A 24,319-nucleotide genomic window follows, 5' to 3' on the forward strand; every position below is an offset into this window, starting at 1 on the left:
GCAGGCGCTCAGTGCGCGAGATGCAGTCCGCACTCGCGGTTGTCTTCGCCCTTGGTCGGGTCGACGTAGTCGAAGTTGTTGGGCAGGCCGTGCTTCACGCAGTACTCGTGCAGATCCTTGGACGACCAGTGCAGCAGCGGCGCGACCTTGATCAGGCCGTCGGGATTCACGCTGACCGGGTCCATCTGCGCACGCACGGCCGTGTCGGTAGCCCGCAGCGCGGTGAACCAGACCTTGGGCGCCGTCTCGCGCAGCGCGCGGGCGAACGGCTCCAGCTTCACTTCTTCGGTGAAGGCCGCATGGCGCGGATCGTCGAGCGCCGGCGTCGGGCCTTCCACGGCTTCACGGTGCGCGCGCGAGCGGCGCGGGAGGTAGATGTGCAGGTCCAGGCCCAGCTGCTTCGTCACCTCGTCGGCGAAGCGGTAGGTGGCTTCGGTGTTGTAGCCGTTGTCCATCCAGATCACCGGCACGTCGCGCTTCACGCGCGTGACCATGTGCAGGATCACGGCCTCGAAGGGCCGGAAGTTCGTGGTGACGATAGCGGGCTGGCCCAGGCCGAGAGCCCAGTCCACCAGGCCTTCCGAATTGCGGCCGAGTTCTGCGTTGATGCGTTCGAGGTCGATGCTCATCTCTGGTGCTTCCACGCGTCTCAGTTGCCGGCCGCGAAGTGCGGCGCGGTCTTCACCGCATCGCCCTGGTAGAAGGCGGCGAAGCGGTCGAACTGGCGCTGCGCGTCGGAGGCGTCCACGCCTTCCTTGAGCACGGCGCTCGAGAAGCCGGTGCGTTCCATTTGCACGAGCTGGTCGATCAGCACGTCGCCGGTGGCGCGGATGTCGCCCTTGAAGCCCAGGCGGCGGCGCAGCAGGAAGGCCTGGCTGTAGGCGCGGCCGTCGGTGAACTTCGGAAAGTTCAGGTCGATGCGCTCGATGTCTTCCAGGCACACCTCGATGGCAAGCGGGTCGGCGTCGTTGGCCAGCTGCAGCACCTTCGGGTCGCCGTCGTCGATGTGTTCTTCGGCGGAAAGAATGTTCAAAGTCTTGTTCATGCTGCTTCCTCCACCTTGAAACGCGCACCGTTGGCGGCGGCCTTGAACGGGTCGTGGCCCACGCGGCGCAGCGTGTCGATGAAGTTCTCGCCGGTTTCGCGGGTGTCGCGGTAGGTGGTCAGCACGGCCTCGATCACGCCGGGCACTTCTGCCGCCGAGAACGAGGGGCCGACCACCTTGCCGGCCTGCGGCGCGCCGCTGAGCGCGGAGCCGTCGGAGCCGCCGAGGGTCACCTGGTACCACTCCTTGCCGTCCTTGTCGACGCCGAGGATGCCGATGTGGCCGCTGTGGTGGTGGCCGCACGAGTTGATGCAGCCGCTGATGTGCAGGTCGATCTCGCCGATGTCGTCGAGCTCGTCCAGGTCCTGGTAGCGCTCGGTGATGGCTTCGGCGACGGGAATGGAGCGTGCGTTGGCCAGCGCGCAGAAGTCGCCGCCGGGGCAGGCAATCATGTCCGTCAGCAGGTGCACGTTGGCGCTGGCGAAGCCGGCGGCGCGGGCGGCGAGCCACAGCGCGTGCAGGTCTTCGGCATGCACCCAGGGCAGCACCACGTTCTGGTCGTGCGTTACGCGCGCTTCGCCGGCCGAGAAGCGGTCGGCCAGTTCGGCGAGCGTGTCGAGCTGGTCGGCCGATGCGTCGCCAGGCGCCTGCTTCAGGCGCTTGAACGAGAGCGTCACGGCGCGCAGCGCCGGGTTCTTGTGCGGCGCCACGTTGCGCGCCAGCCAGCGGGCGAACTGCACGTCGTCGGCGGCGTGGTGGCGCAGTTCGGCGTCGGTCTTCTCGGCGCTCTGCAGCACGCGGGTGGCCAGCGTGGGCGGCACGAAGGAGGCGGCCACGCGGTCGTACTCTTCCTGCGAGATGGTGTGCGGCGCGCCGTCGTGCTCGAGGATCTGCTTGTACTCGGCCTCGACGTCGTCGATGTAGCGCTGGCCCTCGGCCTTCACCAGGATCTTGATGCGCGCCTTGTAGATGTTGTCGCGGCGGCCGTAGCGGTTGTAGACGCGGATCACGGCCTCGAGGTAGTTCATGATCTGCTGCCACGGCAGGAACTCGCGCAGCACGGTGCCCACGATGGGGGTGCGGCCCATGCCGCCGCCCACCTGCACGCGGAAGCCGGTCTGGCCGGCTTCGTTCTTCACGATGTGCAGGCCCACGTCGTGCCAGCCGGTGGCGGCGCGGTCTTCGGTGGCGCCGGTGATGGCGATCTTGAACTTGCGCGGCAGGAACGCGAACTCGGGATGCAGCGTGCTCCACTGGCGCATGATTTCTGCGTAGGGGCGCGGATCGGCGATCTCGTCGACGGCGATGCCGGCACGCTCGTCGCTCGTGATGTTGCGAATGCAGTTGCCGCTGGTCTGGATGCCGTGCATGTCGACCGAAGCCAGCAGGTCCATCACGTCGGCCGACTTGGCCAGCGGAATCCAGTTGTACTGGACGTTCTGGCGGGTCGAGAAATGGGCGTAGTGGGTGGGCAGCTTGTGGCTGCCGAGCAGGCCTTGCGTCTCGATGGCCTTCTTGTAGACCTCGGCCTCGGGCTCGTCGTATTCACGCGCGATGCGCGCCAGCACGCGCAGCTGGCGGCTCGACAGTTCGCCGTAGGGCACGGCCACGCGCAGCATCGGCGCGTAGCGCTGCACATACCAGCCGTTTTGCAGGCGCAGGGGGCGGAACTCGTCTTCGGCGAGCTTGCCCTTCTGCCAGCGTTCGAGCTGGTCGCGGAACTGGGCAGCCCGTTGGTGGACGAACTGGCGGTCGAATTCTGTGTATTGGTACATCGTGCGTGTGTCTTGAGGAAGTGCGGTGCCGCGCGCGTAGCGGGGCACCCCAGCAAGAAGGCGCGATTGTCCAAGCGCTCCTTATGGAACCAAACTATTTTTTGGTTCGCGCTTTATGCGGATAAGCTTATTCGCCAGTATCCATGCGGGTTTCCGGACGGTTTGATGCTTATTCCGGATAAGGACGGGCAGGGCGGAAGCGCAGCGCCCGGCCATGCCGGCGCACGCGGGCCGGCTGGATTTTCATGAAGGCCCGGCCTGCGGGCGGCGCGCCTCAGCGCAGCATCGTCGACATCGCCGAGCAGCAGTTCAGCATGCGCACGGCCGCTTCCACCGTCGGGGCGGTGAATCGCAGGGTGACGCCGTCGACGCGCTCGAAGTCCGGCCACTGGCAGAACAGGTCGGCCAGGGCGGAGGTCTGGGCGCGCAGCGTCACCGTCTGCGGGCCTTCGAAGACCAGCGGCTTCGCGCCCGCGCGCGCCGCCAGTGCTTCTTCCACGCCGGCGCGGATCGCCCGGCGCGACTGCTCCGGCGACAGCGAGATGCCGCTGGTGCAGCCCGTGGCCTTCTTGGTCTCGACGAAGGTCGCGTGCGGGAAGAGCGGGCGGTTCTCGGCGATGAATACGTCGTCGCCGCTGGCCATCACCACGGGCGCGCCGTATTCGCCGGCCAGGGCGCCGTAGAGCCCGGCCTCGCCCAGTTCCTGCCCGCCGAGCGAGATGCCGGCGAAGGCAAAGCTGTTGATCGTGTGCGCCAGGATGCCGCGCCCCTGTGCGCGCGAGTGGTAGCCCACCATGCAGACGGCGTCCACGCCTTGTTCCACGCCCGCCACCATGCTCAGGTAGCGCGGCTTGCCCTGCACCACGAGGGCGCGTGCGTCGAGCACGTCGGGCAGCATGTTGCGAAAACCACCGTGCGAGTCGTTCACCAGCACCTCGGTGGCGCCCGCGTCGAAGGCGCCGGCGATGGCCGCGTTGGCCTCTTGCGTCATCAGCAGCCGCGCGCGCTCGTACTCGGGGTTGCCCGCGCGCACCTGCTCGGATTGATAGACGCCGGCGACGCCTTCGATGTCGGTGGAGATCAGGACTTTCATTGGAGGCTCGCGTTCAGGCGTGGGTTGAGAAGAGGGCGGAGGCGGGCAGCACGTCGGCCAGCGCGGCGCGGTGGTTGCCATCGCGTCCGGTGACTGGCGTTGCGCGCCACAGCGCGTGGATGATCGCCTGCTCGGTGCTGTCGGCCGCGGCCTGGAAGAGGCCGTCGAGCAGGCCGTCGTGCAGCATGGCCACGGTGGGCATCGGCCGCTCGACGCTGTCGGGCACGGTGTAGGCGGTGGAAAAGGCCAGCACGATGTCGCCGCTGCCGTGCCCGAAGACCGAGCCCGTGCGGGCCAGCCCGGCACCGGCGCGCAGCGCGAGGCGGCGCAACTGGCGCGCGTCGAGCGGCGCGTCGGTTGCCACCACGATGATGATCGAGCCCTTCTCGGCCTCGTTCACCGCCGGAAGGCTGCGTTCGGCCTGCAGCGCGGCGAGCCGGTCGCCCACCGCATGGCCGGCCAGCAGCAGCTGCGGCTGGCGTCCGTAGTTCGCCAGCACCAGCGTGCCCACCGTGTGGCACAGGCCTTCGCGCGCCGACACGCGCCGCGAGGCACTGCCGATGCCGCCCTTGAGCTGGAAGCTCGACATGCCGCGCCCCGCGCCGACTGAGCCCTGCTCGAAATCGGCTCCGGCATCGGCCAGCGCGTGCAGGTAGTCGGCCTCGCTCACGGCCATGCGCTGGATGTCGTTGAGAAAGCCGTCGTTGCACTCGAACACCAGCGGGTTCACCGTGGGCAGCGTCCGTCCGGTCTCGGGGTTGTCGGCCACGCAGCGCCGGATCTGCGCCGTGGCCACAGTGCCGACCGAGAAGGTGTTGGTCAGCGCGATGGGCGTTTCGAGCACGCCGAGCTCCTCCACCTGCACCAGCCCCACGCTCTTGCCGAAGCCGTTGAGCACCACGGCGGCCGCCGGCACCTTGTCGCGGAACGGGTCTCCCGCGTGGGGGCGCACCACGGTCACGCCCGTCTGCACGGGACCGTCATTGAGCGTGCGATGGCCCACGGTGACGCCCGCGACGTCGGTGATGGCGTTGCGTTCGCCCTGGAGCAGGTTGCCGATGAAGGGAAGAGGGGCTTGCTGCTTGCTGGAAGACATGAAGGAGGAGAACCGGGATTACTGGCGGTCGATTTTCGGATCGAGCGCGTCGCGCAGTGCATCGCCCAGCAGGTTGAAGGCGAGCACGGTGAAGAAGATGGCCAGGCTGGGGAACAGCGCCACGTGCGGCGAGGTCACCATGTCGGCGCGGGCCTCGCTGAGCATCGCGCCCCATTCGGGCGTCGGCGGCTGCGCGCCCATGCCCAGGAACGAGAGGCTGGCGGCCGTGATGATCGAGGTGCCCACGCGCATCGAGAAATACACCACGATCGACGAGATGGTGCCCGGCAGGATGTGCCGCACGATGATGGTCCAGTCGGAGGCGCCGATGCTGCGCTCGGCCTCGATGTATGTCTGCTGCTTGAGCACCAGCGTGTTGCCGCGCACGAGCCGCGCGAAGGCCGGCACGCTGAACACCGACACAGCCACCACCACATTGGTCATGCTGCTGCCCAGGATGGCCACCACGCCCAGCGCCAGCAGGATGCCGGGGAAGGCGAAGAGCACGTCCGAGATGCGCATCACGATGCGGTCCCACCAGCCTTCGTAGTAGCCCGCCAGCAGGCCGAAGGCCGTGCCGATGATGCCGCCCAGCACCACCGACAGGAAGCCCGCCATCAGCGAGATGCGCGCGCCCATCAGGATGCGGCTGAAGATGTCGCGCCCCAGCGGATCGACGCCGAACCAGTGCGTGGCCGAGGGGCCGGTGTTCAGCATGTCGTAGTCGAAGAAGTTCTCCGGATCGAAAGGCACGATCCACGGCGCGAACACCGCGACGAACACCAGCAGCAGCACGAAGGCCGCGGCGGCGATGCCCACCGGCTGCTTCTTGAAGCGGCGCCAGCACTCGCCCCAGGGCGTGCGGACCTTGCCGGCGGTTTGAACGGCCACGACCGGTGGCGTGGCGGTAGCGATGGATTCGGCAGGCACGCCGGAAGCTTGTTGCGTCATGGCTGCTTGCTCACTTGTATCGGATGGTCGGGTTGATGTAGCCGTACAGCACATCGACCACCAGGTTGATCAGGATGAATTCGAGCGAGAACAGCAGCACCAGCGTCTGGATGACGGGGTAGTCGCGCATCTGCACGGCATCGACCAGCAGGCGGCCGAGGCCGGGCCAGTTGAACACCGCCTCCACCAGGATCGAGCCGCCCAGCAGGAAGCCGAACTGCAGGCCCATCATCGTCACCACCGGAATGAGCGCGTTGCGCAGGCAGTGCTTGATGATCACGGCGCGCTCGCGCACGCCCTTGGCGCGCGCGGTGCGCACGAAGTCTTCCTGGATCACCTCGACGAAGGAGGCCCGCGTGAAGCGCGCCATCACGGCCGCCACGGCCGCGCCCAGCGTGATCGAGGGCAGGATGTAGTGCTTCCAGCTGCTGGCGCCCACCGTGGGCAGCCATCCGAGCTGGACCGAGAAGATCTGCATCAGCAGCATGCCGAGTGCGAATGCGGGAAACGAGATGCCCGACACGGCGAGCGTCATGCCCAGCCGGTCCGGCCATTTGTTGCGGTACACGGCGGAAACGATGCCGATGCCCATGCCGAAGATCACCGCCCACACCATGCTGGTGATGGTCAGCATCACCGTCGGGAAGAAGCGCTCGCCGATCTCGGTCGCCACCGGCCGCCGCGTGCGGATGGAGGTGCCGAAGTCGCCCTGCAGCATGTGGGTGAAGAAGTTCACGAACTGCTGCGGCAGCGGCTTGTCGAGCCCGAGCTCCGCGCGGACCATGGCCACGGTCTGCTCGTCGGCATCCTGGCCGGCGGCAAGTCGCGCCGGATCGCCGGGCAGCATGTGGACGAACAGGAACACCAGCACCGCCACGATGAGCAGCGTGGGGATCAGGCCCAACAGTCGTTTGAGGAAGTAATTCAGCATGGGGTGCGGTTGCCGCGGGCGGGCGATGGCGGCATGCCACCGCCCGCCGGGCAGTCAGTCAGGAAACGAAAGGCCGGGATCAGTTCGACACTGCAATGGCGTCGATGTTGATGTTGCCGTCAGGCATCACGAACACGCCCGAGAGACGCTTGGCGTGCGCCGACAGGTTCTGCTCGGTGATCATCGGCACGCGCGGCAGGTCCTTGCGGATCTCTTCCTGCGCGGTCTTGTACAGCGCCGCGCGTTCCTTCTCATCCGTGGTCACCAGCGCCTTGGCCAGCGAGCTGTCGACCACCTCGCTCTTGTAGAACGACATGTTGTTCAGCTTGGGCGCCCAGGCTTCCGAGGCGAACAGCGGGCGCAGGCCCCAGTCGGCTTCGCCGGTCGACGACGACCAGCCGGTGTAGTACATGCGGACCTTGGCCGTCTTCGGATCGGGCCATGCATCCACCTGCTCGGTGCGCTGGCCCACTTCGAGCGCCTGCACCTGCAGCTTGATGCCGATCTGCGCGAGCTGCTGCTGCACGAACTGGATCGTCTTCTGCGAGGTCGTGTTGTTGTAGGCGCTCCACAGCACCGACTCGAAGCCGTCGGGGTAGCCGGCTTCCTTCATCAGCTCCTTGGCCTTCTTCACGTCGTAGGGAATCGGCGCCATCTTCTCGGCGTACTTCACGCCCTGGGGCAGCACGCCCTGCGCGGGGAAGGCATAGCCGCCGAAGGCGACCTTGGCCAGCGCTTCCTTGTTGATGGCGTAGCCGATGGCTTCGCGCACCTTCGGGTTGTCGTAGGGCTTCTGCAGCATGTTGAACGCCAGGAAGCGCGTGATGATCGACGGAGTCGCCACCACTTCGAGCTTGTCGCTCTTCTTCAGCAGGTCGGCCTGCTCATAGGGAATGGGGAAGGCGAAATCGGCCTCGCCGGTCTGCAGCATCGCGGCGCGCGTGTTGTTCTCGAGCACCGGCTTCCACGAGACGTTGTCGACCTTCGGGAAGCCCTTCTTCCAGTAGCCGTCGAACTTCTTGGCCTTGACCGCTTCGGTCTGCTTCCACTCGACGAACTCGAAGGGGCCCGTGCCCACGGGGTGGAAGGCGATGTCCTTGTTGCCCCACTTCTTCAGCGCGGTGGGCGAGATCATGGCGGCCGATGCGTGGGCCAGCGAGTTGATGAAGGGGCCGAAGGGCTCCTTCAGCGTGATGCGCACGGTGCTGGGGTTCACCACGTCGACCTTGCTCACGCGGTTGAACTGGTTGTAGCGCAGCAGCTTGTTGTCCTGGTTCAGCACGCGGTCGAGCGTGAACTTCACGGCCTCGGCGTTGAAGTCGGTGCCGTCGTGGAACTTCACGCCGGTGCGCAGCTTGATGGTGTAGACCAGGCCGTCCTTCGACACCTCGTAGCCCTCGGCCAGCACGTTCTGCACCTTCAGGTCCTTGTCGAACTGGAACAGGCCTTCATAGAAGGTCTTGGTCACGGCCGTGGTGATGGTGGTGTTGGTGTTGTACGGGTCCAGCGTCTCCGGCTGGTAGCCGATCGACAGCACCACGTCTTTCGCGGCCAGTGCCGTGCCCGAGGCGGCCAGCGCGGCCAGGCCCAGCAGTGCGGATGCCCATCGCAGGGAGGAAGAAGCTTGTTGCGTCATGGAAGAACTCCAGTCGGTTCGTGGAAAAAGCAGGAGGGCCTGCGGGTTGAGAAAAACGGAAAACCTGTTCGATGAATCAGAACGCGCCGCCGATGGCGTGCCGCGCGACGAAGTGGCCCGGCGCGACCTGCACCAGCGGCGGCACCACGGGCTCGTCGCCAACGGCGCGGATCGGGCTCGGGATCTCGCCTTCGAGCAGCGCGCGCGGCTTGTGGCGGCGCGACGGGTCGGCCACCGGCACCGCGGCCATCAGCTTGCGGGTGTAGGGATGCTGCGGCGCCTCGAACACCGCGCGGCGCGGGCCGATCTCGACGATCTGGCCCAGGTACATCACGGCCACGCGGTGGCTGATGCGCTCCACCACCGCCATGTCGTGCGAGATGAAGAGGAAGGCCACGCCCAGCTCGCGCTGCAGGTCGAGCATCAGGTTGACGATCTGCGCCTGGATCGACACGTCCAGCGCCGACACCGATTCGTCGGCCACCACCACCTTGGGGTTGAGCGCGAGCGCGCGCGCGATGGCGATGCGCTGGCGCTGGCCGCCGGAGAACTCGTGCGGATAGCGCTGTGCCGCCTCGGGCGGCAGGCCCACCTTCTGCAGCAGCCAGTCGACGCGCTGCTGCGCCTCGGCGCCACTGGCCATCTTGTGGATCAGGAGCGGCTCCATGATCGAGAAGCCCACCGTCACGCGCGGATCGAGCGAGGCGAACGGGTCCTGGAAGATGAACTGGATGTTGCGGCGCAGCGCCTGCAGCTCGCGCGTGGGCAGCTCGCGGATGTTCTTGCCGCCGAACTCGATGGCGCCGCTCTGGCTCTCGACCAGGCGCAGCAGCGAGCGGCCGGTGGTCGACTTGCCGCAGCCCGATTCGCCCACCAGCGCCAGCGTCTCGCCGGGGTGCAGGTCGAAGCTGATCTTTTCCACCGCATGCACGCGGCGCTTGACACGGCCGAAGAGGCCGCTGCGCACGTCGAAGCGGGTGACGAGGTCGCGCACGCGCAGGATGGGGCCCGCGTCGGCGCGCACCGTGTCCTGCGGCGTCACGTGGTCGCATGGCGCCATCTCGGCGCTGGCCTCGGTGCGCAGCAGTTCGAACTTGGCCGGCAGGTCGGTACCCTGCATGGCGCCCAGCTTGGGCACGGCCGACAGCAGCGCGCGGGTGTAGGGGTGCTGCGGCGACGCGAAGACGTTGTCGGAGACGCCTTCTTCCACCTTGTCGCCGCGATACATCACCAGCACGCGGTCGGCGATCTCGGCCACCACGCCCATGTCGTGCGTGATGAAGAGCACGCCCATGCGCATCTCCTTCTGCAGCTCGCGGATGAGCTGGAGGATCTGCGCCTGGATGGTCACGTCGAGCGCGGTGGTCGGTTCGTCGGCGATCAGCAGCTGCGGCTTGCACGACAGCGCCATCGCGATCATCACGCGCTGGCGCATGCCGCCCGACAGCTGGTGCGGGAAGCGGTCGAGCACGTTGCGCGCTTCGGGAATGCGCACAAGCTCCAGCATGCGCAGCGCCTCGGCGCGCGCGGCCGCGTCGCTCTTGCCCTGGTGGATGCGGATGGCCTCGGCGATCTGGTCGCCGGCGGTGAACACCGGGTTCAGCGACGTCATCGGCTCCTGGAAGATCATCGCGATGTCCGCGCCGCGGATGTTGCGCATGGCGGCGTCGCGCGCCTGTGCGAGGTCGAGCACCTCGCCGTTGCGGCGGCGAAACGCCATGCTCCCGCCGAGGATGCGGCCGCCGCCGTGCTCCACGAGGCGCATCAGCGCCAGCGAGGTCACCGACTTGCCCGAACCCGATTCGCCCACCACCGCGAGCGTTTCGCCGTGGTCGACGTGAAAGGACAGCTTCTTCACGGCATCGACCGTGCGCTCGGAAGTCGAGAAGCGAACGGTGAGGTCGTCGACGGCGAGAACGCGGCCGTCCGGCAGGGCGAGGGCAGGGGTGGACATGGGAGTGCGAGAAAAAGAGGGTGCGAGCGAGCGTGTGTGCCGTCTCAGGCGAAGATGGCCGTGAGGGGCGCTTCGTTGCCGCGCGCGTGGCCGCGGTACATGCCTTCGGAGTTGAAGGCCAGGCTCAGGTTGCCGTGGCGGTCCACGGCGATCAGCCCGCCGGAGCCGCCGATGGCCGGCAGCGACTGCTGCACCACCGCGTGCGTGGCGGCTTCGAGCGTCGCGCCGCCGTAGGCCATGCGCGCGCACACGTCGTAGGCGGCGGCGACGCGGATGAACATCTCGCCGCTGCCGGTGCAAGACACGGCGGCCGTGCGGTCGTCGGCATAGGTGCCGGCGCCGATGAGCGGCGAATCGCCGATGCGGCCGACGCGCTTGTTGGTCATGCCGCCGGTGGAGGTGGCCGCGGCCAGGTGGCCGTGCATGTCGAGCGCGACCGCGCCGACGGTGCCGAACTTCTTGTCCTCGTCGAGCGGGGACGAACCTGTCGCCGCCATCGTCGCGCCCTCGTGATCGGTCACGACACGGCCGGTGCCGCGCACGCGGTAGAGCTGCTGGCGACGAGCCTCGGTGGAGAAGAACGAAGGCTCGACCATCTCCAGCCCGCGTTCGCGCGCGAACACCTCGGCACCGGCACCGGCCAGCAGCACGTGGGCGCCATCTTCGAGCACCGCACGCGCGGCGCGCACCGGGCGGCGGATGTGGCACACGCCTGCAACCGCGCCGGCGGCGAGCGTGGCGCCGTCCATCACGGCGGCATCGAGCTCATGGGTTTCGTCGTGCGTGAACACCGCGCCGTGGCCGGCGTTGAAGAGCGGGCAGTCCTCGAGCATCTCGACCGCGAGGCAGGCGGCGTCGAGCGCGGATGCGCCCTTGAGCAGCATCGCCTGCGCGGCGGCCACGATGCTCTTCAACGCGTCGTGATAGGCCTGCGCCTGTTCCGCGCTCGTCGTCGCGGCGCTGATGGTGCCGGCGCCGCCGTGGATGGCGATCACGGGCACGTGGGTCTGGGTCATCGGGAGGCTTTCTTCTTTCTCTTGCCGGCGCCGTTCGCGGCGGAGGCATCTGTCGTCTTGTCTTGCTGGCGGGCGCTCGTGTCGAGCCCGTTGATGCGGGGCAGCCCGTTGGCACCGTGCAGCCATGGCCGCACCGCATGCAGGATGCGGCCGGCCGACTGCACCGGGTCGGGCGCGCGCAGCGACACCGCGCTGGTCAGCGCCTCGATCAGCGCGAGCACGCTGGTCTCGCAGTTCGGGCGGTAGCTGGTCTCGGTCTGGCAGAAGAGCGCCACGTCGGCCAGCGGCGCCAGCGGCGAACTGGGCCGGTCGGTGAGGGCGATCACCGCGCAACCCTGGCTGCGCGCGATCTGCGCGAGCGCGATGGTGTCCGTGAGGTAGCGCGGAAAGGTCAGGCCGATGAACACGTCCTGCGGCCCCGCGTGCATCAGCGTGCGCGCGGCGTGCGTGACGCCGCTGACGCCTGCCAGCAGCCGCACGTCGCTGCAGCTGCCGTCCAGCCCGTGCTGCAGCAGGCCCGCGAGCCACGCGCTCGCGCCGAAGCCGCCGATGTAGACCGAGCGCGCCTTGCCGATGCGCTCCACCGCGGCTTCGCAGGCGGCGTAGTCCAGCGTCTGGCGCGTGGCGTCGATGTTGCGGCGGCTCTCGTCGAGCGCGGTTGCGAACACCTCGGCCACAGTGGTCGGCCGCTCCAGGTTGCCGCGCAGGCGCTCCACCGGCGCCACCAGCGGCTCGAAGCCGCGCACGAGCTCGGCGCGGAAGGTGGCGTAGCCGTCGAAGTCCAGCGCACGCGCGAAGCGGTTGGCCGTGGCCACCGACACGCCCACCACCGCAGCCAGTTCGTCGATGGGCAGCGTGGCGACCTGCAACGGGTGCTCCAGCACGTAGTCGGCCACCTGCCGATGCGATCGCGACAGCCGCGGCAATGCCTGCGCGATGCGCTGGGCCACGGTGGTGCCTGGGGAGTCGAAAGTGGTGCTCATGGAGGGTGCGATGCGCCCGAAAGTGTGCGTTTTTTGAAAACCAGTTTACAAATATAAGTCAGACAAGAAAATTTTCTGTCATTTTTGATCATGATCGCAAGTAGCGGGCCAGGGAGAAAGGGGCTTTGAAGATGGCGGGCGTGCGCCGTTTCACTCGCGGAAGGCCTGTGCTGGCGCTTCGCGGAGGAGCTTCTAGGGATTTCCCCTAATGTCGCGGGATTGCGCCTGCAGAAGCGCGGGCCGACGGATGACCGGCGCCTTGCGCCGTCGCGCTACGAGAGGAAATATTCGAGTACTTCGTCGCCCGCGGCGTCGACAGCGCCGGTGGGCTTCCAGCCCAGATGCCGGTAGAACCCGTACGACCGGACCTCGGGGTCGGATGAGCAGCCGAGAAAGAGCCTGCTGAATCCCAGGGCCCTGAACTCGTCGACCATCAGATCCAGCAGGCGCTTGCCGAGGCCCATTCCCTCGAAGGCGGGCAAGAGCGCCAGCACCACGATTTCGCCTGTATCGCGGTCGCCGAAGCAATAGCCGGCGAGCTTGCCGTCCACGGTGCCGACATGACCCGGCAGTGAACCGTCGGCGATGCCAGCACTCCAGCTTTCGAGCGTGATTCCGAGGGCTGCAAGCTGATCGGCCGTGAAGGCGTTCTCCCTGGTTCTGCCTCGCAAGTCGATGCAGTCCGGCGTATCCGCGGGCACTGCCTTGCGAAAGACGATGTTCACGCCGCCGTCTTCTGCATGAACACGCTCAGCGGGTCATCCGGGTAGCTCCCGAACGGCCCGCGCCGCGCGTAGCCTGCGCGTTTGTAGAACGACAGCGCTTCCGGCTGGCTCACGCCCGTTTCCAGCCTGAACATCGCGCAGCCACGCGCCATCGCTTCGCCTTCAAGAAAGCCCAGCACTTTCGCCGCGACACCTTGCCCGCGGTTCTCGGGCCGCACATACATGCGCTTGAGCTCGCCGAACTCCGGCTCCATCACGATGGCGCCGCAGCCGACGGCCGTGCCTTCGCCGTCGCGGGCCACCGCGAACAGCACGTTCGCGGCGGACAGCGCGGCGATGTCGATGCCGTAGTGGCACTCGGGCGGATACAGCGGCTTCTGATAGGCATCGAGGTCGTCGATGAGCTGGATGACGTCGGGCTGGGCGGGGCTTTCGAGGGAGATTCGCATCGGGCGATGTTATCCAGCCGAGGGGCGGTTGATCGGGAGAGCGGGTCGAAAGAAAACCCGCCGAAGCGGGTTGGGTGCAAGGGTCAGCGGCTGGTTTGCAGTGTCTTCAGGCGACGTTCCGCTTCACCAGGCGGAATTTTTCCTTCCGCCTCGAGTTTTTTGAGCCGTCGCTCATCGGCTCGGTATAGCGCATCCTTCAGGGACTTCATCTTGCGCTCCCTGCAAGGGTCGCATTCGTAGAAGCCCGCGGGACTTGCCGTAATTTTCATTCCGGCGTCGTACTCCGCAGTGGTGATTCGCCCGGTGGGCTCAATGCCCATGGCCAGGATCCTTCCGTTCTTGAACGTGACAAGAGCGCTTCCCTTGCATCCGGTGGTGTCCGTGTTTTCAGGGGCGTAGGCATTCCATGAAACCTTGCGCATGTGCCGCAAGGCGTAGCGGACGTCTTCCTCCGTCAGTACGACGTCGTCGCAAGCCAGGAAATCCTTGTCTTCCCAGGCAGTGCTGCCTGAAGGGTTCGTGACTTCCACTTTCTGCACATAGGCAATGGGATATCGCCTGTCGGCGGCACGCGCCGGGACGGTTGCAGTTGCTGTTACCAACGCCATCGAAAAGATGCCGGCCCAGTTCATGGCGCGAGAGCAGGGGCGTGTCGCGTTCAATGGCCGGCTCGCAATGCTCTTAGCCGGCGCTCGGCCTCGCCGGGGGGAATCTTTCCCTCGGCCTCTGCTTTCCTGAGCCGTCGTTCATCGGCTCGATCCAGTGCATCCTTCAGAAGATCCATTTTGCGGTCCTTGCAGGGCGCACATTCGTAGAAGCTGCCCGGTGTCGAGGTGGGCTCAAGTCTGGCGTCCGCTTCAAAGGTATTGATCCGCCCCGTAGGTTCGATCCCGATGACGATGATCTTTCCGTTCTTGAAGGTGACCGATGCGCCGCCGGCGCACCCCGTTCTTTCCGTGTTCTCGCTGAAGTAGGACTTCCGCGAAACTCTGCGCATGTGCTGCAGCGCATAGCGCACGTCTTCCTCGGTGAGGATGACGTCGGAGCAGTCCAGGAAGCTCTTGTCTTCCCAAGCAGATCCGCTGGATGGTTCGATGATTTCGATCTTCCGTACGGAGTTGAGTGGGTATCGCTTGTCGGCGGCGTGCACCTGTCCGGTTGCCATTGCGGCCGCCAGCGACATCAAGAGGATGTTGACTTTGTTCATGGTGTGCGAACAGGAAGCGTCCAGTTCGCACCTTCTGCCTCTGTCTTGTTCTTGCTGCTGACTACAGGGTGGCGAAAGACTTCACTCGTCGCGATCTGCATTGAATTCTCAAGTACGAGAACGAGCCACGAGAGTGACTGGTTCTGTGCCGCCGTTGGCGTGGGGAAGACGGCTATCTCTCCTCGTAGTTCCTCCGGGGTCAATTCCAGCTGCCGAGTCGTTGGCCTGAACCCTTCCGGCATCTTTGCTCTGCCAACCATCTCGATTCCGATGGCTTGCATGTTGCCTGGATAGCGCTCATGGGGTGCTTTGCGCATTTCAATGCGATGAATCGTCGTGGCTCCAGCCTTTGCCGGAAAGTCGCGCGGAGCGCATTTGCCTGTTATCAGGCATCTCGCCTTCAACGGCCCCACATGATTCGTCCTCTGATAAATCGCAGCCGTCTGATAAATCGTCCCATCCTTGTCGATGAGAAAGTGCGCTCCGTTCGCCTTGGGGTTCCTGTAGCTGTTCAATGAAGATGTCAGCGTATCGGCATCTGTCTGATGCACGACGATGCCTGTGATAGCCCCGACCCGTTTGCCTCGTTCGATCTGCGGACTGCGCGCATGCCTGACGCGCGCGTGACTGATCATTCCGTGTTTGTCGATTTCGACAAGCATGGGTTTTCCTCCCTGAAGAATTTATTGGTTGTCTGCTCTCTGAAAGGCCTGGTCTTGCGCATCGAACTCGCCGCAAGACCACGACCTCGCGGCGCATGCTACGGAGCTAAAAAGAGAGTTCTGTGGCGGCTTTGTCAACCATCGTTGCCTGCCCCGCAAAGCCCATCCGCAGGCAAGGTTCAACGCTCCGCCCAACAATGGCCGCGCGGCTCGTCCGCTTCCTTTTTCTTTTCCGAATTCCTCAAGCACCAAGGAGTACAACTTTGGAATACCGTCATCTGGGCAAATCCGGCCTCAAGGTCCCCGTGTTGAGTTTTGGCACCGGCACCTTCGGCGGCAAGGGCGAGTTCTTCAGCGCGTGGGGCAGCACCGACGTGGCCGAGGCGCGCAAGCTCATCGACATCTGTCTCGAGGCCGGCGTGAACATGTTCGACAGCGCCGACATCTACTCGGACGGCGCGGCCGAGTCGGTGCTCGGCGAGGCCATCAAGGGGCGGCCGCGCGAAAAGCTGCTGATCTCCACCAAGGCCACCTTCCGCAGCGGCGAGGGGCCGAACGAGGTGGGCTCGTCGCGCCACCACCTCGTTCAGGCCGTCGACGGCGCGCTCAAGCGCCTGGGCACCGACTACATCGACCTGTTTCAGTTGCACGGCTTCGATGCCAGCACGCCGGTGGAAGAAACGCTGGGCACGCTCGACGACCTGGTGCGCGCCGGCAAGCTGCGCTACATCGGTGTGTCGAACTTCTCGGGCTGGCACCTGATGAAGTCGCTGGCCGTGTCGGAGCGCCACGGGCTCGCGCGCTACGTCGCGAACCAGGCCTACTACTCGCTGGTCGGCCGCGACTACGAATGGGAGCTGATGCCGCTGGGCATCGACCAGGGCGTGGGCGCCGTGGTGTGGAGCCCGCTGGGCTGGGGCCGGCTCACGGGCAAGATCCGCCGCGGCCAGCCGCTGCCCGCCAACAGCCGCCTGCACGCGACGGCCGACATGGGCCCGCCGGTGCCCGACGAGCTGCTGTACCGCGTGGTCGATGCGCTCGAAAAGGTCGGCGCCGAAGTCGGCAAGACGGTGCCGCAGGTGGCGCTCAACTGGCTGCTGCAGCGCCCCACGGTGTCCAGCGTGGTGATCGGTGCGCGCGACGAGGCGCAACTGAGGCAGAACCTCGGCGCGGTGGGCTGGAACCTCACGCCCGCGCAGGTCGCCGAGCTCGACGCGGCCAGCGCGACGACGCGGGCGTACCCCTACTGGCACCAGCAGGGCTTCCTCGAGCGCAACCCGAATCCGGTCTAGGTTTCTTTGTTCTTTTCCTAGGCCGGCGTCAGCCCGAGCACCCAGCGCTTGAAGTCTTCCAGCGCCCCGGAGGCCGGCCGGCCTTCGGGGTACGCGAAGTAGTAGCCCTGGCGCACGTCGAGGTGCCGGTCCACCGGAATCACGAGCTCGCCGGTGCGCAGCTCGTGCTCGATCAGGATGCGTGGCGCCAGGCCCACGCCCATGCCGGCCGCAGTGGCCGCCACCACCATGGTGAAGAGCTCGTAGCGCGGTCCGCGCGATGCGTGCACGGTGTACTCCCAGCCTTGCTGCGCGTACCAGTCGCGCCACGCATGGGCGCGCGTGCTCAGGTGCACATGGCGGCACTGCTCGAAGCCGGCTTCGTCCCACGGCCCGTGCGCGTCGCGAAAAGCGGGGCTGCAGATGGGCACCATCTCGCCTTCGGAAAAGATCAGCCCGCCGCGCGTGTTCGGCCAGAACTGGTCGCCGAAGTAGATGGCCGCGTCGTAGGCGTTCTCCTGGAATGAAAACGGCTGCGAGCGCGCGGACAGGTTCACCGTGATGTTCGGATGCAGCCGGCTGAACTCCGGCAGCCGCGGTATGAGCCACTGGGTGGCGAAGGTGGGCACCACGGCCAGCTCCAGCACGAAGCCCATCTCGTGGCCGGCGCTGATCTCCAGCGTGTCGCGGCGGATCTGGTCGAGGTGGCGGCGGATGCGCGCCGCGTACTCCCGGCCCGTGTCTGTGAGCGTGAGGCGGCGGCGCACGCGCGAGAACAGCGGCACGCCGAGGCGCTGCTCCAGCATGGCCACCTGTCGGCCGACGGCGCTCTGGGTGAGCGCCAGTTCGCTCGCCGCGCGGGTGAAGCTGCCCAGCCGCGCAGAAGCCTCGAAGGCCTGCAGCGCGCCGAGGTTGGGAATGTCTTTTCTCATCGATCGATAGCCAGCAGTTGTCTCGTTGCCGGTGCCGAAGCACCTGTCGTGCCTGGGGCGGTGTCCTTCCCTGCATGCACAACGTTGTGAGTTTTTAGCGTTTGTTCCGTGTCCGCCCGCGACTCTATTCTGCGTGCCGACCCCTGCCAACGATACGAGGAGACTTCCGATGATTGTTTCGCGCACCCGTCGCAATGCCATGGGCATCGCACTGGCTTCCGTCCTGGGGCTGCCCGCCGCCGCGTTCGCGCAGGCGGCGGAGCAGACCGTCACCATCGGCCACGCGGGCCCGCTCACAGGCGGCGCGGCCCACTGGGGCAAGGACAACGACAACGGCGCGAGGCTCGCGGTCGAAGACCTGAACAGGCAGGGCCTGGTCATCGGTGGCAGGAAGATCAGGTTCGTGCTGCAGTCCGAGGACGACCAGGCCGACCCCAAGCAGGCCATGGTGGTCGCCAACAAGCTCACCGACATGGGCGTGAAGGGCATCCTGGGCCACTTCAACTCGGGCGCGGCCATCCCGGCCTCGGCCGTCTACAGCCGGGCCGGCGTGCCCGACGTGTCCACCGCCACCAACCCGAGCTTCACGAAGCAGGGCTACGACAACGTGTTCCGCATCCTCGCGAGCGACGAAGACGTGGGCATGGCCATCGCCAGCTACACGGTGAAGGACCTGAAGGCGAAGAACATCGCGGTGATCGACGACCGCACCGCCTACGGCCAGGGCGCCGCCGAGGTGTTCACGCGCGGGGTGAAGGCGCTGGGCGGCAACATCGTGGCGCAGGAGTACGGCAGCGACAAGGCCACCGACTTCATGGCCATCCTCACCACCATCAAGAGCAGGCAGCCCGACGTGGTGTTCTACGGTGGCATGGATGCGCAGGGTGGCCTCATCGCGCGGCAGATGAAGCAGCTCGGCATCACGGCCAAGCTGCTGGGCACCGACGGCCTTTGCACCGACGAGGTCGCGAAGATCAGCGGCGGCGCGGTCGACGGGCTGCTGTACTGCACGCGCGGCGGCAAGGAAGTCGAGAAGACCTCGAAGGGCGCCGAGTTCGAGCAGCGCTACAAGGCCCGCTACGGCACCGAAGTGCTGACCTACGCACCGTACCTCTACGACGCGATGATGGCGCTGGCCGCCGGCATGCGCGCGGCCAACTCGGTCGAGCCGCAGGCCTACCTGCCCGCGATGCGCAAGGTGAAGTTCGACGGCGTCACCGGCACCATCAGCTTCGACGGCAAGGGCAACCTGCAGAAGCCCGACTTCACCGTCTTCACCTACAAGGACGGCAAGCGCGTGCGCGTGGCGGGCTCCTGAGAGGGCCGCCCGCATGCGGACACTCGATGCCGCTCAGACCGCCGCTGCGCTGCCTTACGGCGCGCTGGTCGAGGCGCTGCTGCAAATGTTCGAGCGTGAACGGCGAGGCGAAGCGCATGCCTCGCCCCGCACCAGCGTGCCGCTCGCCGAAGGCGGCGTCATGCTGCTGATGCCGGCTGCCGACCTGCGCTACGCCGCGCTGAAGACGGTGACGGTGCACGCCGCCAATGCACAGCGCGGCCTGCCGGTGGTGCAGGGGGACGTCACGCTGATGGATGCGGCCACCGGCACGCGGCTGCTTGCGATGGACGGCAACGTGCTCACCGCGCGGCGCACCGCGGCACTGTCGCTGGCCGGGGCGGCAAGGGCAGGGCGCACGGGCGCGCAGCGCATGTTGCTCATCGGAGCCGGCGTGCAGGCTCGCGCGCATGCCGAGGCCTTCGCGCAGGTGTGGGGCGTGCGGCACATGAAGATCCATGCGCGAACGCTGGAGCATGCCGAGGCGCTGGCGCAACACATGCGCTCGCAGGGTGTCGATGCCGAAGCGGTTGCCGATCCCGCTGCCGAGGCGGAAGAAGCCGACCTGATCGTCGCCGCGACCAACTCGCAGGAGCCCGTGGTCCCGTCGCGACCGAGGCCGGACGCCATCATCGTCGCCGTGGGCGCCTATCGCGCCGACATGGCCGAAGTGCCGCCCGAGCTGGTGCGCCGCTGCGCGGTGTTTGTGGATACGCTGGAGGGCGCGCGCGGCGAGGCGGGCGACCTGATCCGCGCGGGGGTCGATTGGGCCGCCGTGCAGGCGTTTCGCGATGCATCGCCGGCGCCGCCGGGCCGGCCGGTGCTGGTCAAGACGGTGGGGCATGCGCTCTGGGATCTCGCGGCGGCGCAACTGGCCCATGAAGGGCAAGAATGAAGGCTGACAGCAGCAGCAACGACAAGGAAGGCATTTCATGCGCCGTGTGGTGATCATCGGCGGCGGGGCCATCGGTTCCGCCATCGGCTATTTCCTGACCAACGATCCCGGCGGAGAGCGGTTCGATGTCACGGTGGTCGAGCGCGACTTCTCTTACCGGCAGGCGTCCTCGGCGCTGTCGGCCAGCTCGATCCGCCAGCAGTTCTCCACCGCCATCAACATCCGGATGTCGCTCTACGGCATCGACTTCTTCCGCAACCTCGGCCAGACGCTGCGCGTGGGCGACGACGTGCCCGACATCGGCCTCGTCGAGCCCGGCTACCTCTACCTGGCCTCGCAGGCCGGCGTCGATGTGCTGCGCGAGAACCACGCGATGCAGAAGGCGCACGCGGTGGACGTGACGCTGCTCACGCCCGAAGAGCTGAAGGCGCGCTTCCCCTGGATGTCGACGCAGGGTATCGAGCTTGCCTCGCTGGGCCTCTCGGGCGAAGGCTGGTACGACGGCTATAGCCTGCTGCAGGCCTTCCGAAAGAAGGCGGTTTCTCAGGGCGTGCGCTACGTGCAGGCGCATGCCACTGGCCTGCGTCGAAACGGGCGCATGGTGACGGGCGTGCAGCTCGACAGCGGCGAGACGCTGGAGGCCGACGTGGTCGCCAACGCCGCGGGTGCATGGGCCGCGAAGGTGGCGCAATGGGCCGGCATCGACCTGCCGGTGCGCGGGCGCCGCCGCAGCGTGTTCAGCTTCTCGTGTCCCGAGGCGTTGCCCGGCTGCCCGCTGGTGATCGACACCTCCGGCATCTGGCTGCGCCCGGAAGGCCGCCAGTTCATCTGCGGCTTCGCGCCGCCGGAAGAGCAGGACCACGACGACGCGCCGCTCGAAGTCGAGTACGAGGCCTTCGACAGCTTCATCTGGCCCTCGCTGGCCGAGCGCGTGCCCGCCTTCGAGGCCATCCGCATGACCGGCGCATGGGCCGGCTACTACGAGATGAACGTGTTCGACCACAACGCCATCCTCGGCCTGCACCCGGACTGCGACAACCTCCACTTCGCCAACGGCTTCTCGGGCCACGGGCTGCAGCAATGCCCGGCGGCGGGGCGCGGCTTGGCGGAGCTGATCCGCTTCGGCGAATACCGCAGCCTCGACCTCTCGCCGGTGTCGTTCGCGCGAATCCTCGAGAACAGGCCGCTGCTCGAGAAGAACGTGATCTAGCTGGACCTGGCCCGGCTCTCGCGTCAGGGCGTCGCCAGCGCCGTGAACGGCCCCTGCTGGCCCAGCGCCGACTGGCCCTCGTTGAGCACCGCGACCAGCCTGCCGTAGAAGAACGGAAGGCCGAAGTCGATGGCGCTGCTGCCGGAGCTTGCAACGGCGATGTTGTCGACGGCCACGACGCCCGGATTGCTCGTGAAAAGCGACTGGGCGCTCGCGATGGCGAAGCTCTGGCTCAGCGCCGCTCCCGTTGCGGCGGTGAAGCTGGCGCTCAGGTCCAGCGTGCTCGATGGGCAGTAGAAGCCCGCAAAATTGCCGCTCTTCGGGCACTGGGCGATCGTGGAATCGTTGAGAAAGAGGAAGTTCGATCCGCTGTCCAGAAAGCTGTCGGGGAAGCTCGAGTTCTTGTAGGTGACCGCAAGGCGGAGCGTGCGCGCATCGGTCTTCAGCACGGTGGCCCCGCTCATCGCGTTGTTGGCCTGCGTGGCGACGCCGAAATAGAGTGTGCCGACGGTCACTCCTTGTCCCGCCGAGGAAATCGCCGGCAGGCCGAGCACGACGCCGTTGTTGTCCTGCGCGAAGTTCGCCACGACGTTCTGCGCCTGCATCGGAACCGGCACCGCCGTGCCCTGGCACTGTCCGCCCGAGGGGCAGGCGTAGTAGGTGGCCGCGACGGCCTTCTGCGCGCAGGCGGTGCCGCAGTCCTGCAGGAAGGAGGCGACGCCGATGATGCCGTTCGTTCCGAGGTCGGCGGGCGTGTTCTCCGCATCGAGCGTGCCGTTGTCCGAGCATGCGCCGGGCACGATGCCGGAGGACGGGTCTCCGATGATCTGCAGCGGCTGCGAGGTCGCGGACTTCGGCCCCAGCGTGATGTCGGCGAGCCGCATCGTTCCCCATGTGTAGCCGTCGAGGAACTGCTCGCATGCATTCAGCGGCACGCTGTTCACCGTCTCCTGCGGCAGGGCCGCCAGCATCGACGAATTCAGCGCCGCGGCGGCGATGCGCACGCCCGTGGAGCCGGTGTCGACCAGCACGTTGTCGATGATCTGGCAGGTGCCGGTTGCCGGGGCGCAAAGCTTCACGCTGACCTGGGGAAGATTGACGCCGCTCGAATCCGTGCCGCGCGACACCGTGAGCGACATCGAGTTCGGCGAGCTTGCGGCGGGCGCCGCCGTCGTGTCCGGCGTGGAGGTCGAGGCCGGCGCCGCGCTGGTCGTGGCGGGCAGCAGCCCGATCGGCAGGGCGCCGCCGCCCCCGCCGCCCCCGCCGCCACCACAGGCTGCGAGGCCCAGAAGGCCTGCGGCGCACACCGCCGCGCGAATCAGGTTCATGGCGCCGGCTGCACGCCGGTTGCCTGCTTGTCGTGGTTCCATGGGCACGTTGGGTACTGCAAGAGGAATTGGGGGCGAGGCGGTCAGGAGCCTTGCGGGATGGTCAGCGTGTCCGGATCGACCCCGGCGGGCAGCAGCCCCGGCAGCCAGGCAACGCCCGTCGACGAGCGCTGGTGCGAGGAGGCGTGGACCGCGAAGGTCTCGTCCGCCTGGGTGGTCGTGGCGTGGGAGCCCCTGCCCATCTGCCGCTGCGCGCGTGCATTGCTGGACATCTGCCGTGCGTAATTCGTGCCCAGCAGGACCGACAGTTCGGGCCGATGGGAGCCGCGCCAGGCCACCGCGAACACGGCGCCGTCGGCCGTCAGGTATTCGCGCTGGATCAGCCCGTCGGGCAGCGTGACTTCCCGAGTGCTCCAGTTGGGAGCGGATTCCGCGGTGGCAGTGCCGGTCGCCTGATTGGCGGCCTTGCGCGACCCGATGGAGATGCGTTGACTGGCTGCCAGCGTGGGCGCGCCGCCCAGCTCCGCAAATGCGGAAGGCGCCGCGAACACGGTCGCCGCAAGCGCCAGGCCCGCCAGCACTGCAGGCCTTCCGCCGCCGCGCGCATCGCACTCTCGTGACCTACGTTCCATTCAGGTTTCCTTTCCATCCCGACCGCGCGCAGATTACTGCCGGCTCGCGTCGGCCAGATAAAGACCCGGCGCGCCACATTGGCTGGCACGCCAAGTCGGCCAGCGATCAGGTTGGCGGTGTTAACGAGTGAACGGGGAGGGCGTACGATGCCCGCCAGAGAGGTGCCCGGCATGACTGAACAAACACTGATCGACACCGCCCGCGCGCTCGTCGCCGGCGACAAGGGCCTGCTCGCGATGGACGAGAGCAACGCCACCTGCAACAAGCGCTTCGTCGCGCTCGGCATTCCGCAGACGGAGGCCGCGCGGCGCGACTGGCGCGAGCTGATCGTTACCGCGCCGGGGTTGGCCGACAGCATCGGCGGCGCGATCCTGTTCGACGAGACGATCCGGCAGAAGACGAATGCGGGCCAGCCCTTTGCGAAGGCGCTGGTCGACGTCGGGATCATCCCCGGCATCAAGGTCGACACGGGCGCCAAGCCGCTGGCCGGCCATCCCGGCGAGACCGTCACCGAAGGGCTCGACGGCCTGCGCGAGCGCCTGGCCGAATACGCAGCGATGGGCGCGCGCTTCGCCAAGTGGCGCGGCGTGATCGCCATCGGCGATGGCCTGCCGACGCGCGCATGCATCCGCGTCAACGCACATGCCCTCGCACGCTACGCGGCGCTGTGCCAGGAAGCCGGGCTGGTGCCCATCGTCGAGCCAGAGGTGCTGATGGATGGCGATCATTCGCTCGCGCGCTGCGCCGAGGTCACCGAGGAAGTGCTGCACCGGACCTTCGCCGAGCTTCGCGCGCAGGGCGTGCTGCTCGAAGGCATGCTGCTGAAGCCGAACATGGTGCTGCCGGGGCTGAAGGCTCCCGTGCAGGACTCCGTCGAGGCGGTGGCCGAGGCCACGATGCGGTGCCTGCTGCGCACCGTGCCGGCTGCGGTGCCCGGCGTGGCCTTTCTCTCGGGCGGGCAGCCGGCGCGGCTGGCTTCGGCCCGCCTAAACGAGATGAACGCCCGCTTCAGGTCGAGCCTGCCATGGGCACTGACCTTCTCGTTCTCCCGCGCGGTGCAACAGCCCGCGCTCGATGCATGGAACGGCGAGGCGGCCAACGTGGCCGTCGCGCAGAAGGCGCTGGTGCAGCGGACCCGGGCCAACCGCGCCGCGCGCCGCGGCGAATACAAGGAAGAGGCATAGAACCGAG

General features: G+C 67.2%; 24 protein-coding genes. 5 read left to right on the forward strand and 19 right to left on the reverse strand.

From position 1 onward, the window contains the following. Window positions 1-8: 8 nt before the first annotated feature. From SFB74_RS15110 to SFB74_RS15185, 16 genes are all read right to left on the reverse strand, one after another. Entirely contained in the window at window positions 9-629 is a 621-nt protein-coding gene (locus SFB74_RS15110; RefSeq protein WP_093302672.1) for a phosphoadenosine phosphosulfate reductase family protein, read from the reverse strand. Between the two features lie 20 nt (window positions 630-649). Next, the gene (locus SFB74_RS15115; protein ID WP_432731593.1) at window positions 650-1,045 is read right to left on the reverse strand and encodes a DUF934 domain-containing protein; all 396 of its coding nucleotides are present in this window, start codon (window positions 1,043-1,045) and stop codon (window positions 650-652) included. Continuing rightward, entirely contained in the window at window positions 1,042-2,820 is a 1,779-nt protein-coding gene (locus SFB74_RS15120; protein WP_432731594.1) for a nitrite/sulfite reductase, read from the reverse strand. The genes SFB74_RS15115 and SFB74_RS15120 overlap by 4 nt, the downstream gene beginning before the upstream one ends. A gap of 274 nt (window positions 2,821-3,094) precedes the next feature. Next, the gene (locus tag SFB74_RS15125) at window positions 3,095-3,913 is read right to left on the reverse strand and encodes a M55 family metallopeptidase (RefSeq protein ID WP_432731595.1); all 819 of its coding nucleotides are present in this window, start codon (window positions 3,911-3,913) and stop codon (window positions 3,095-3,097) included. Between the two features lie 13 nt (window positions 3,914-3,926). Then, entirely contained in the window at window positions 3,927-5,009 is a 1,083-nt protein-coding gene (locus tag SFB74_RS15130; RefSeq protein ID WP_432731596.1) for a P1 family peptidase, read from the reverse strand. Window positions 5,010-5,027: 18 nt separating this feature from the next. Continuing rightward, the gene (gsiD, locus tag SFB74_RS15135) at window positions 5,028-5,960 is read right to left on the reverse strand and encodes a glutathione ABC transporter permease GsiD (RefSeq protein ID WP_432731597.1); all 933 of its coding nucleotides are present in this window, start codon (window positions 5,958-5,960) and stop codon (window positions 5,028-5,030) included. 10 nt (window positions 5,961-5,970) lie between these two features. Continuing rightward, window positions 5,971-6,891 carry a glutathione ABC transporter permease GsiC gene (gene gsiC, locus SFB74_RS15140; RefSeq protein WP_432731598.1) on the reverse strand — a complete coding sequence of 307 codons (921 nt, stop codon included), beginning with the start codon at window positions 6,889-6,891 and terminating at the stop codon, window positions 5,971-5,973. A gap of 79 nt (window positions 6,892-6,970) precedes the next feature. Then, on the reverse strand, window positions 6,971-8,527 hold the full coding sequence (gene gsiB, locus SFB74_RS15145) for a glutathione ABC transporter substrate-binding protein GsiB (RefSeq protein WP_432731599.1): 1,557 nt from the start codon (window positions 8,525-8,527) through the stop codon (window positions 6,971-6,973). 76 nt (window positions 8,528-8,603) lie between these two features. Next, on the reverse strand, window positions 8,604-10,481 hold the full coding sequence (locus SFB74_RS15150) for a dipeptide ABC transporter ATP-binding protein (RefSeq protein ID WP_432731600.1): 1,878 nt from the start codon (window positions 10,479-10,481) through the stop codon (window positions 8,604-8,606). Between the two features lie 44 nt (window positions 10,482-10,525). Then, window positions 10,526-11,497 (reverse strand): isoaspartyl peptidase/L-asparaginase family protein, encoded by a 972-nt coding sequence (locus SFB74_RS15155; protein ID WP_432731601.1) that lies wholly within the window; start codon window positions 11,495-11,497, stop codon window positions 10,526-10,528. After that, a complete protein-coding gene (locus tag SFB74_RS15160; RefSeq protein ID WP_432731602.1) occupies window positions 11,494-12,480 on the reverse strand; it encodes a MurR/RpiR family transcriptional regulator in 987 nt (328 codons plus the stop codon). Before SFB74_RS15160 ends, SFB74_RS15155 begins: the two co-directional genes overlap by 4 nt. 272 nt (window positions 12,481-12,752) lie before the next feature. After that, window positions 12,753-13,205: a GNAT family N-acetyltransferase gene (locus SFB74_RS15165; protein WP_432731603.1), complete on the reverse strand. Its 453-nt coding sequence runs from the start codon at window positions 13,203-13,205 to the stop codon at window positions 12,753-12,755. Next, window positions 13,202-13,654, reverse strand: a complete 453-nt coding sequence (locus SFB74_RS15170) for a GNAT family N-acetyltransferase (RefSeq protein WP_432731604.1) — start codon at window positions 13,652-13,654, stop codon at window positions 13,202-13,204. Before SFB74_RS15170 ends, SFB74_RS15165 begins: the two co-directional genes overlap by 4 nt. An 83-nt stretch (window positions 13,655-13,737) precedes the next feature. Then, window positions 13,738-14,286, reverse strand: coding sequence for a hypothetical protein (locus SFB74_RS15175; protein WP_432731605.1), 549 nt, complete (start codon window positions 14,284-14,286; stop codon window positions 13,738-13,740). Window positions 14,287-14,312: 26 nt separating this feature from the next. Then, the gene (locus tag SFB74_RS15180) at window positions 14,313-14,861 is read right to left on the reverse strand and encodes a hypothetical protein (RefSeq protein WP_432731606.1); all 549 of its coding nucleotides are present in this window, start codon (window positions 14,859-14,861) and stop codon (window positions 14,313-14,315) included. Further along, complete coding sequence (locus SFB74_RS15185) at window positions 14,858-15,523, reverse strand: peptidoglycan recognition protein family protein (RefSeq protein WP_432731607.1); 666 nt, start codon at window positions 15,521-15,523, stop codon at window positions 14,858-14,860. The genes SFB74_RS15180 and SFB74_RS15185 overlap by 4 nt, the downstream gene beginning before the upstream one ends. Before the next feature lie 263 nt (window positions 15,524-15,786). On the opposite strand from SFB74_RS15185, the gene SFB74_RS15190 reads away from it, so the two are divergent. After that, complete coding sequence (locus tag SFB74_RS15190) at window positions 15,787-16,815, forward strand: aldo/keto reductase (RefSeq protein ID WP_432731608.1); 1,029 nt, start codon at window positions 15,787-15,789, stop codon at window positions 16,813-16,815. A 17-nt stretch (window positions 16,816-16,832) separates the two neighbouring features. Here SFB74_RS15190 and SFB74_RS15195 read toward each other — a convergent pair whose 3' ends face one another. Further along, a complete protein-coding gene (locus SFB74_RS15195; RefSeq protein WP_432731609.1) occupies window positions 16,833-17,726 on the reverse strand; it encodes a LysR substrate-binding domain-containing protein in 894 nt (297 codons plus the stop codon). A 199-nt stretch (window positions 17,727-17,925) separates the two neighbouring features. Here SFB74_RS15195 and SFB74_RS15200 point away from each other — a divergent pair, with 199 nt between their 5' ends. Genes SFB74_RS15200 through SFB74_RS15210 form a run of 3 tightly spaced genes read left to right on the forward strand, consistent with a single transcriptional unit; the run spans window position 17,926 to window position 21,167 of the window. Further along, entirely contained in the window at window positions 17,926-19,044 is a 1,119-nt protein-coding gene (locus tag SFB74_RS15200) for a branched-chain amino acid ABC transporter substrate-binding protein (RefSeq protein WP_432731937.1), read from the forward strand. Between the two features lie 13 nt (window positions 19,045-19,057). Then, entirely contained in the window at window positions 19,058-19,957 is a 900-nt protein-coding gene (locus tag SFB74_RS15205; protein WP_432731610.1) for a delta(1)-pyrroline-2-carboxylate reductase family protein, read from the forward strand. Between the two features lie 37 nt (window positions 19,958-19,994). After that, complete coding sequence (locus tag SFB74_RS15210) at window positions 19,995-21,167, forward strand: NAD(P)/FAD-dependent oxidoreductase (protein ID WP_432731611.1); 1,173 nt, start codon at window positions 19,995-19,997, stop codon at window positions 21,165-21,167. A gap of 23 nt (window positions 21,168-21,190) precedes the next feature. Here the strand turns inward: SFB74_RS15210 and SFB74_RS15215 are convergent, their stop codons facing one another. Together SFB74_RS15215 and SFB74_RS15220 are read right to left on the reverse strand one after the other, a co-directional pair. Next, complete coding sequence (locus SFB74_RS15215; protein WP_432731612.1) at window positions 21,191-22,495, reverse strand: DUF3443 family protein; 1,305 nt, start codon at window positions 22,493-22,495, stop codon at window positions 21,191-21,193. 83 nt (window positions 22,496-22,578) lie between these two features. Beyond that, on the reverse strand, window positions 22,579-23,127 hold the full coding sequence (locus SFB74_RS15220) for a DUF2844 domain-containing protein (RefSeq protein ID WP_432731613.1): 549 nt from the start codon (window positions 23,125-23,127) through the stop codon (window positions 22,579-22,581). A gap of 171 nt (window positions 23,128-23,298) precedes the next feature. Between SFB74_RS15220 and SFB74_RS15225 the strand changes: the two genes are divergently transcribed. Next, window positions 23,299-24,312, forward strand: a complete 1,014-nt coding sequence (locus SFB74_RS15225; RefSeq protein WP_432731614.1) for a class I fructose-bisphosphate aldolase — start codon at window positions 23,299-23,301, stop codon at window positions 24,310-24,312. Window positions 24,313-24,319 lie beyond the last annotated feature (7 nt).

This window comes from Variovorax xiamenensis (assembly GCF_050916385.1).
GTDB lineage: Bacteria > Pseudomonadota > Gammaproteobacteria > Burkholderiales > Burkholderiaceae_C > Variovorax.

Bases quoted from the DNA above. Each gene is read 5' to 3' on its own strand.
- SFB74_RS15110 (WP_093302672.1), bottom strand. From the start codon at position 629: ATGAGCATCGACCTCGAACGCATCAACGCAGAACTCGGCCGCAATTCG.
- SFB74_RS15115 (WP_432731593.1), bottom strand. From the start codon at position 1,045: ATGAACAAGACTTTGAACATTCTTTCCGCCGAAGAACACATCGACGAC.
- SFB74_RS15120 (WP_432731594.1), bottom strand. From the start codon at position 2,820: ATGTACCAATACACAGAATTCGACCGCCAGTTCGTCCACCAACGGGCT.
- SFB74_RS15125 (WP_432731595.1), bottom strand. From the start codon at position 3,913: ATGAAAGTCCTGATCTCCACCGACATCGAAGGCGTCGCCGGCGTCTAT.
- SFB74_RS15130 (WP_432731596.1), bottom strand. From the start codon at position 5,009: ATGTCTTCCAGCAAGCAGCAAGCCCCTCTTCCCTTCATCGGCAACCTG.
- gsiD (WP_432731597.1), bottom strand. From the start codon at position 5,960: ATGACGCAACAAGCTTCCGGCGTGCCTGCCGAATCCATCGCTACCGCC.
- gsiC (WP_432731598.1), bottom strand. From the start codon at position 6,891: ATGCTGAATTACTTCCTCAAACGACTGTTGGGCCTGATCCCCACGCTG.
- gsiB (WP_432731599.1), bottom strand. From the start codon at position 8,527: ATGACGCAACAAGCTTCTTCCTCCCTGCGATGGGCATCCGCACTGCTG.
- SFB74_RS15150 (WP_432731600.1), bottom strand. From the start codon at position 10,481: ATGTCCACCCCTGCCCTCGCCCTGCCGGACGGCCGCGTTCTCGCCGTC.
- SFB74_RS15155 (WP_432731601.1), bottom strand. From the start codon at position 11,497: ATGACCCAGACCCACGTGCCCGTGATCGCCATCCACGGCGGCGCCGGC.
- SFB74_RS15160 (WP_432731602.1), bottom strand. From the start codon at position 12,480: ATGAGCACCACTTTCGACTCCCCAGGCACCACCGTGGCCCAGCGCATC.
- SFB74_RS15170 (WP_432731604.1), bottom strand. From the start codon at position 13,654: ATGCGAATCTCCCTCGAAAGCCCCGCCCAGCCCGACGTCATCCAGCTC.
- SFB74_RS15175 (WP_432731605.1), bottom strand. From the start codon at position 14,286: ATGAACTGGGCCGGCATCTTTTCGATGGCGTTGGTAACAGCAACTGCA.
- SFB74_RS15180 (WP_432731606.1), bottom strand. From the start codon at position 14,861: ATGAACAAAGTCAACATCCTCTTGATGTCGCTGGCGGCCGCAATGGCA.
- SFB74_RS15185 (WP_432731607.1), bottom strand. From the start codon at position 15,523: ATGCTTGTCGAAATCGACAAACACGGAATGATCAGTCACGCGCGCGTC.
- SFB74_RS15195 (WP_432731609.1), bottom strand. From the start codon at position 17,726: ATGAGAAAAGACATTCCCAACCTCGGCGCGCTGCAGGCCTTCGAGGCT.
- SFB74_RS15200 (WP_432731937.1), top strand. From the start codon at position 17,926: ATGGGCATCGCACTGGCTTCCGTCCTGGGGCTGCCCGCCGCCGCGTTC.
- SFB74_RS15205 (WP_432731610.1), top strand. From the start codon at position 19,058: ATGCGGACACTCGATGCCGCTCAGACCGCCGCTGCGCTGCCTTACGGC.
- SFB74_RS15210 (WP_432731611.1), top strand. From the start codon at position 19,995: ATGCGCCGTGTGGTGATCATCGGCGGCGGGGCCATCGGTTCCGCCATC.
- SFB74_RS15215 (WP_432731612.1), bottom strand. From the start codon at position 22,495: ATGAACCTGATTCGCGCGGCGGTGTGCGCCGCAGGCCTTCTGGGCCTC.
- SFB74_RS15220 (WP_432731613.1), bottom strand. From the start codon at position 23,127: ATGGAACGTAGGTCACGAGAGTGCGATGCGCGCGGCGGCGGAAGGCCT.
- SFB74_RS15225 (WP_432731614.1), top strand. From the start codon at position 23,299: ATGACTGAACAAACACTGATCGACACCGCCCGCGCGCTCGTCGCCGGC.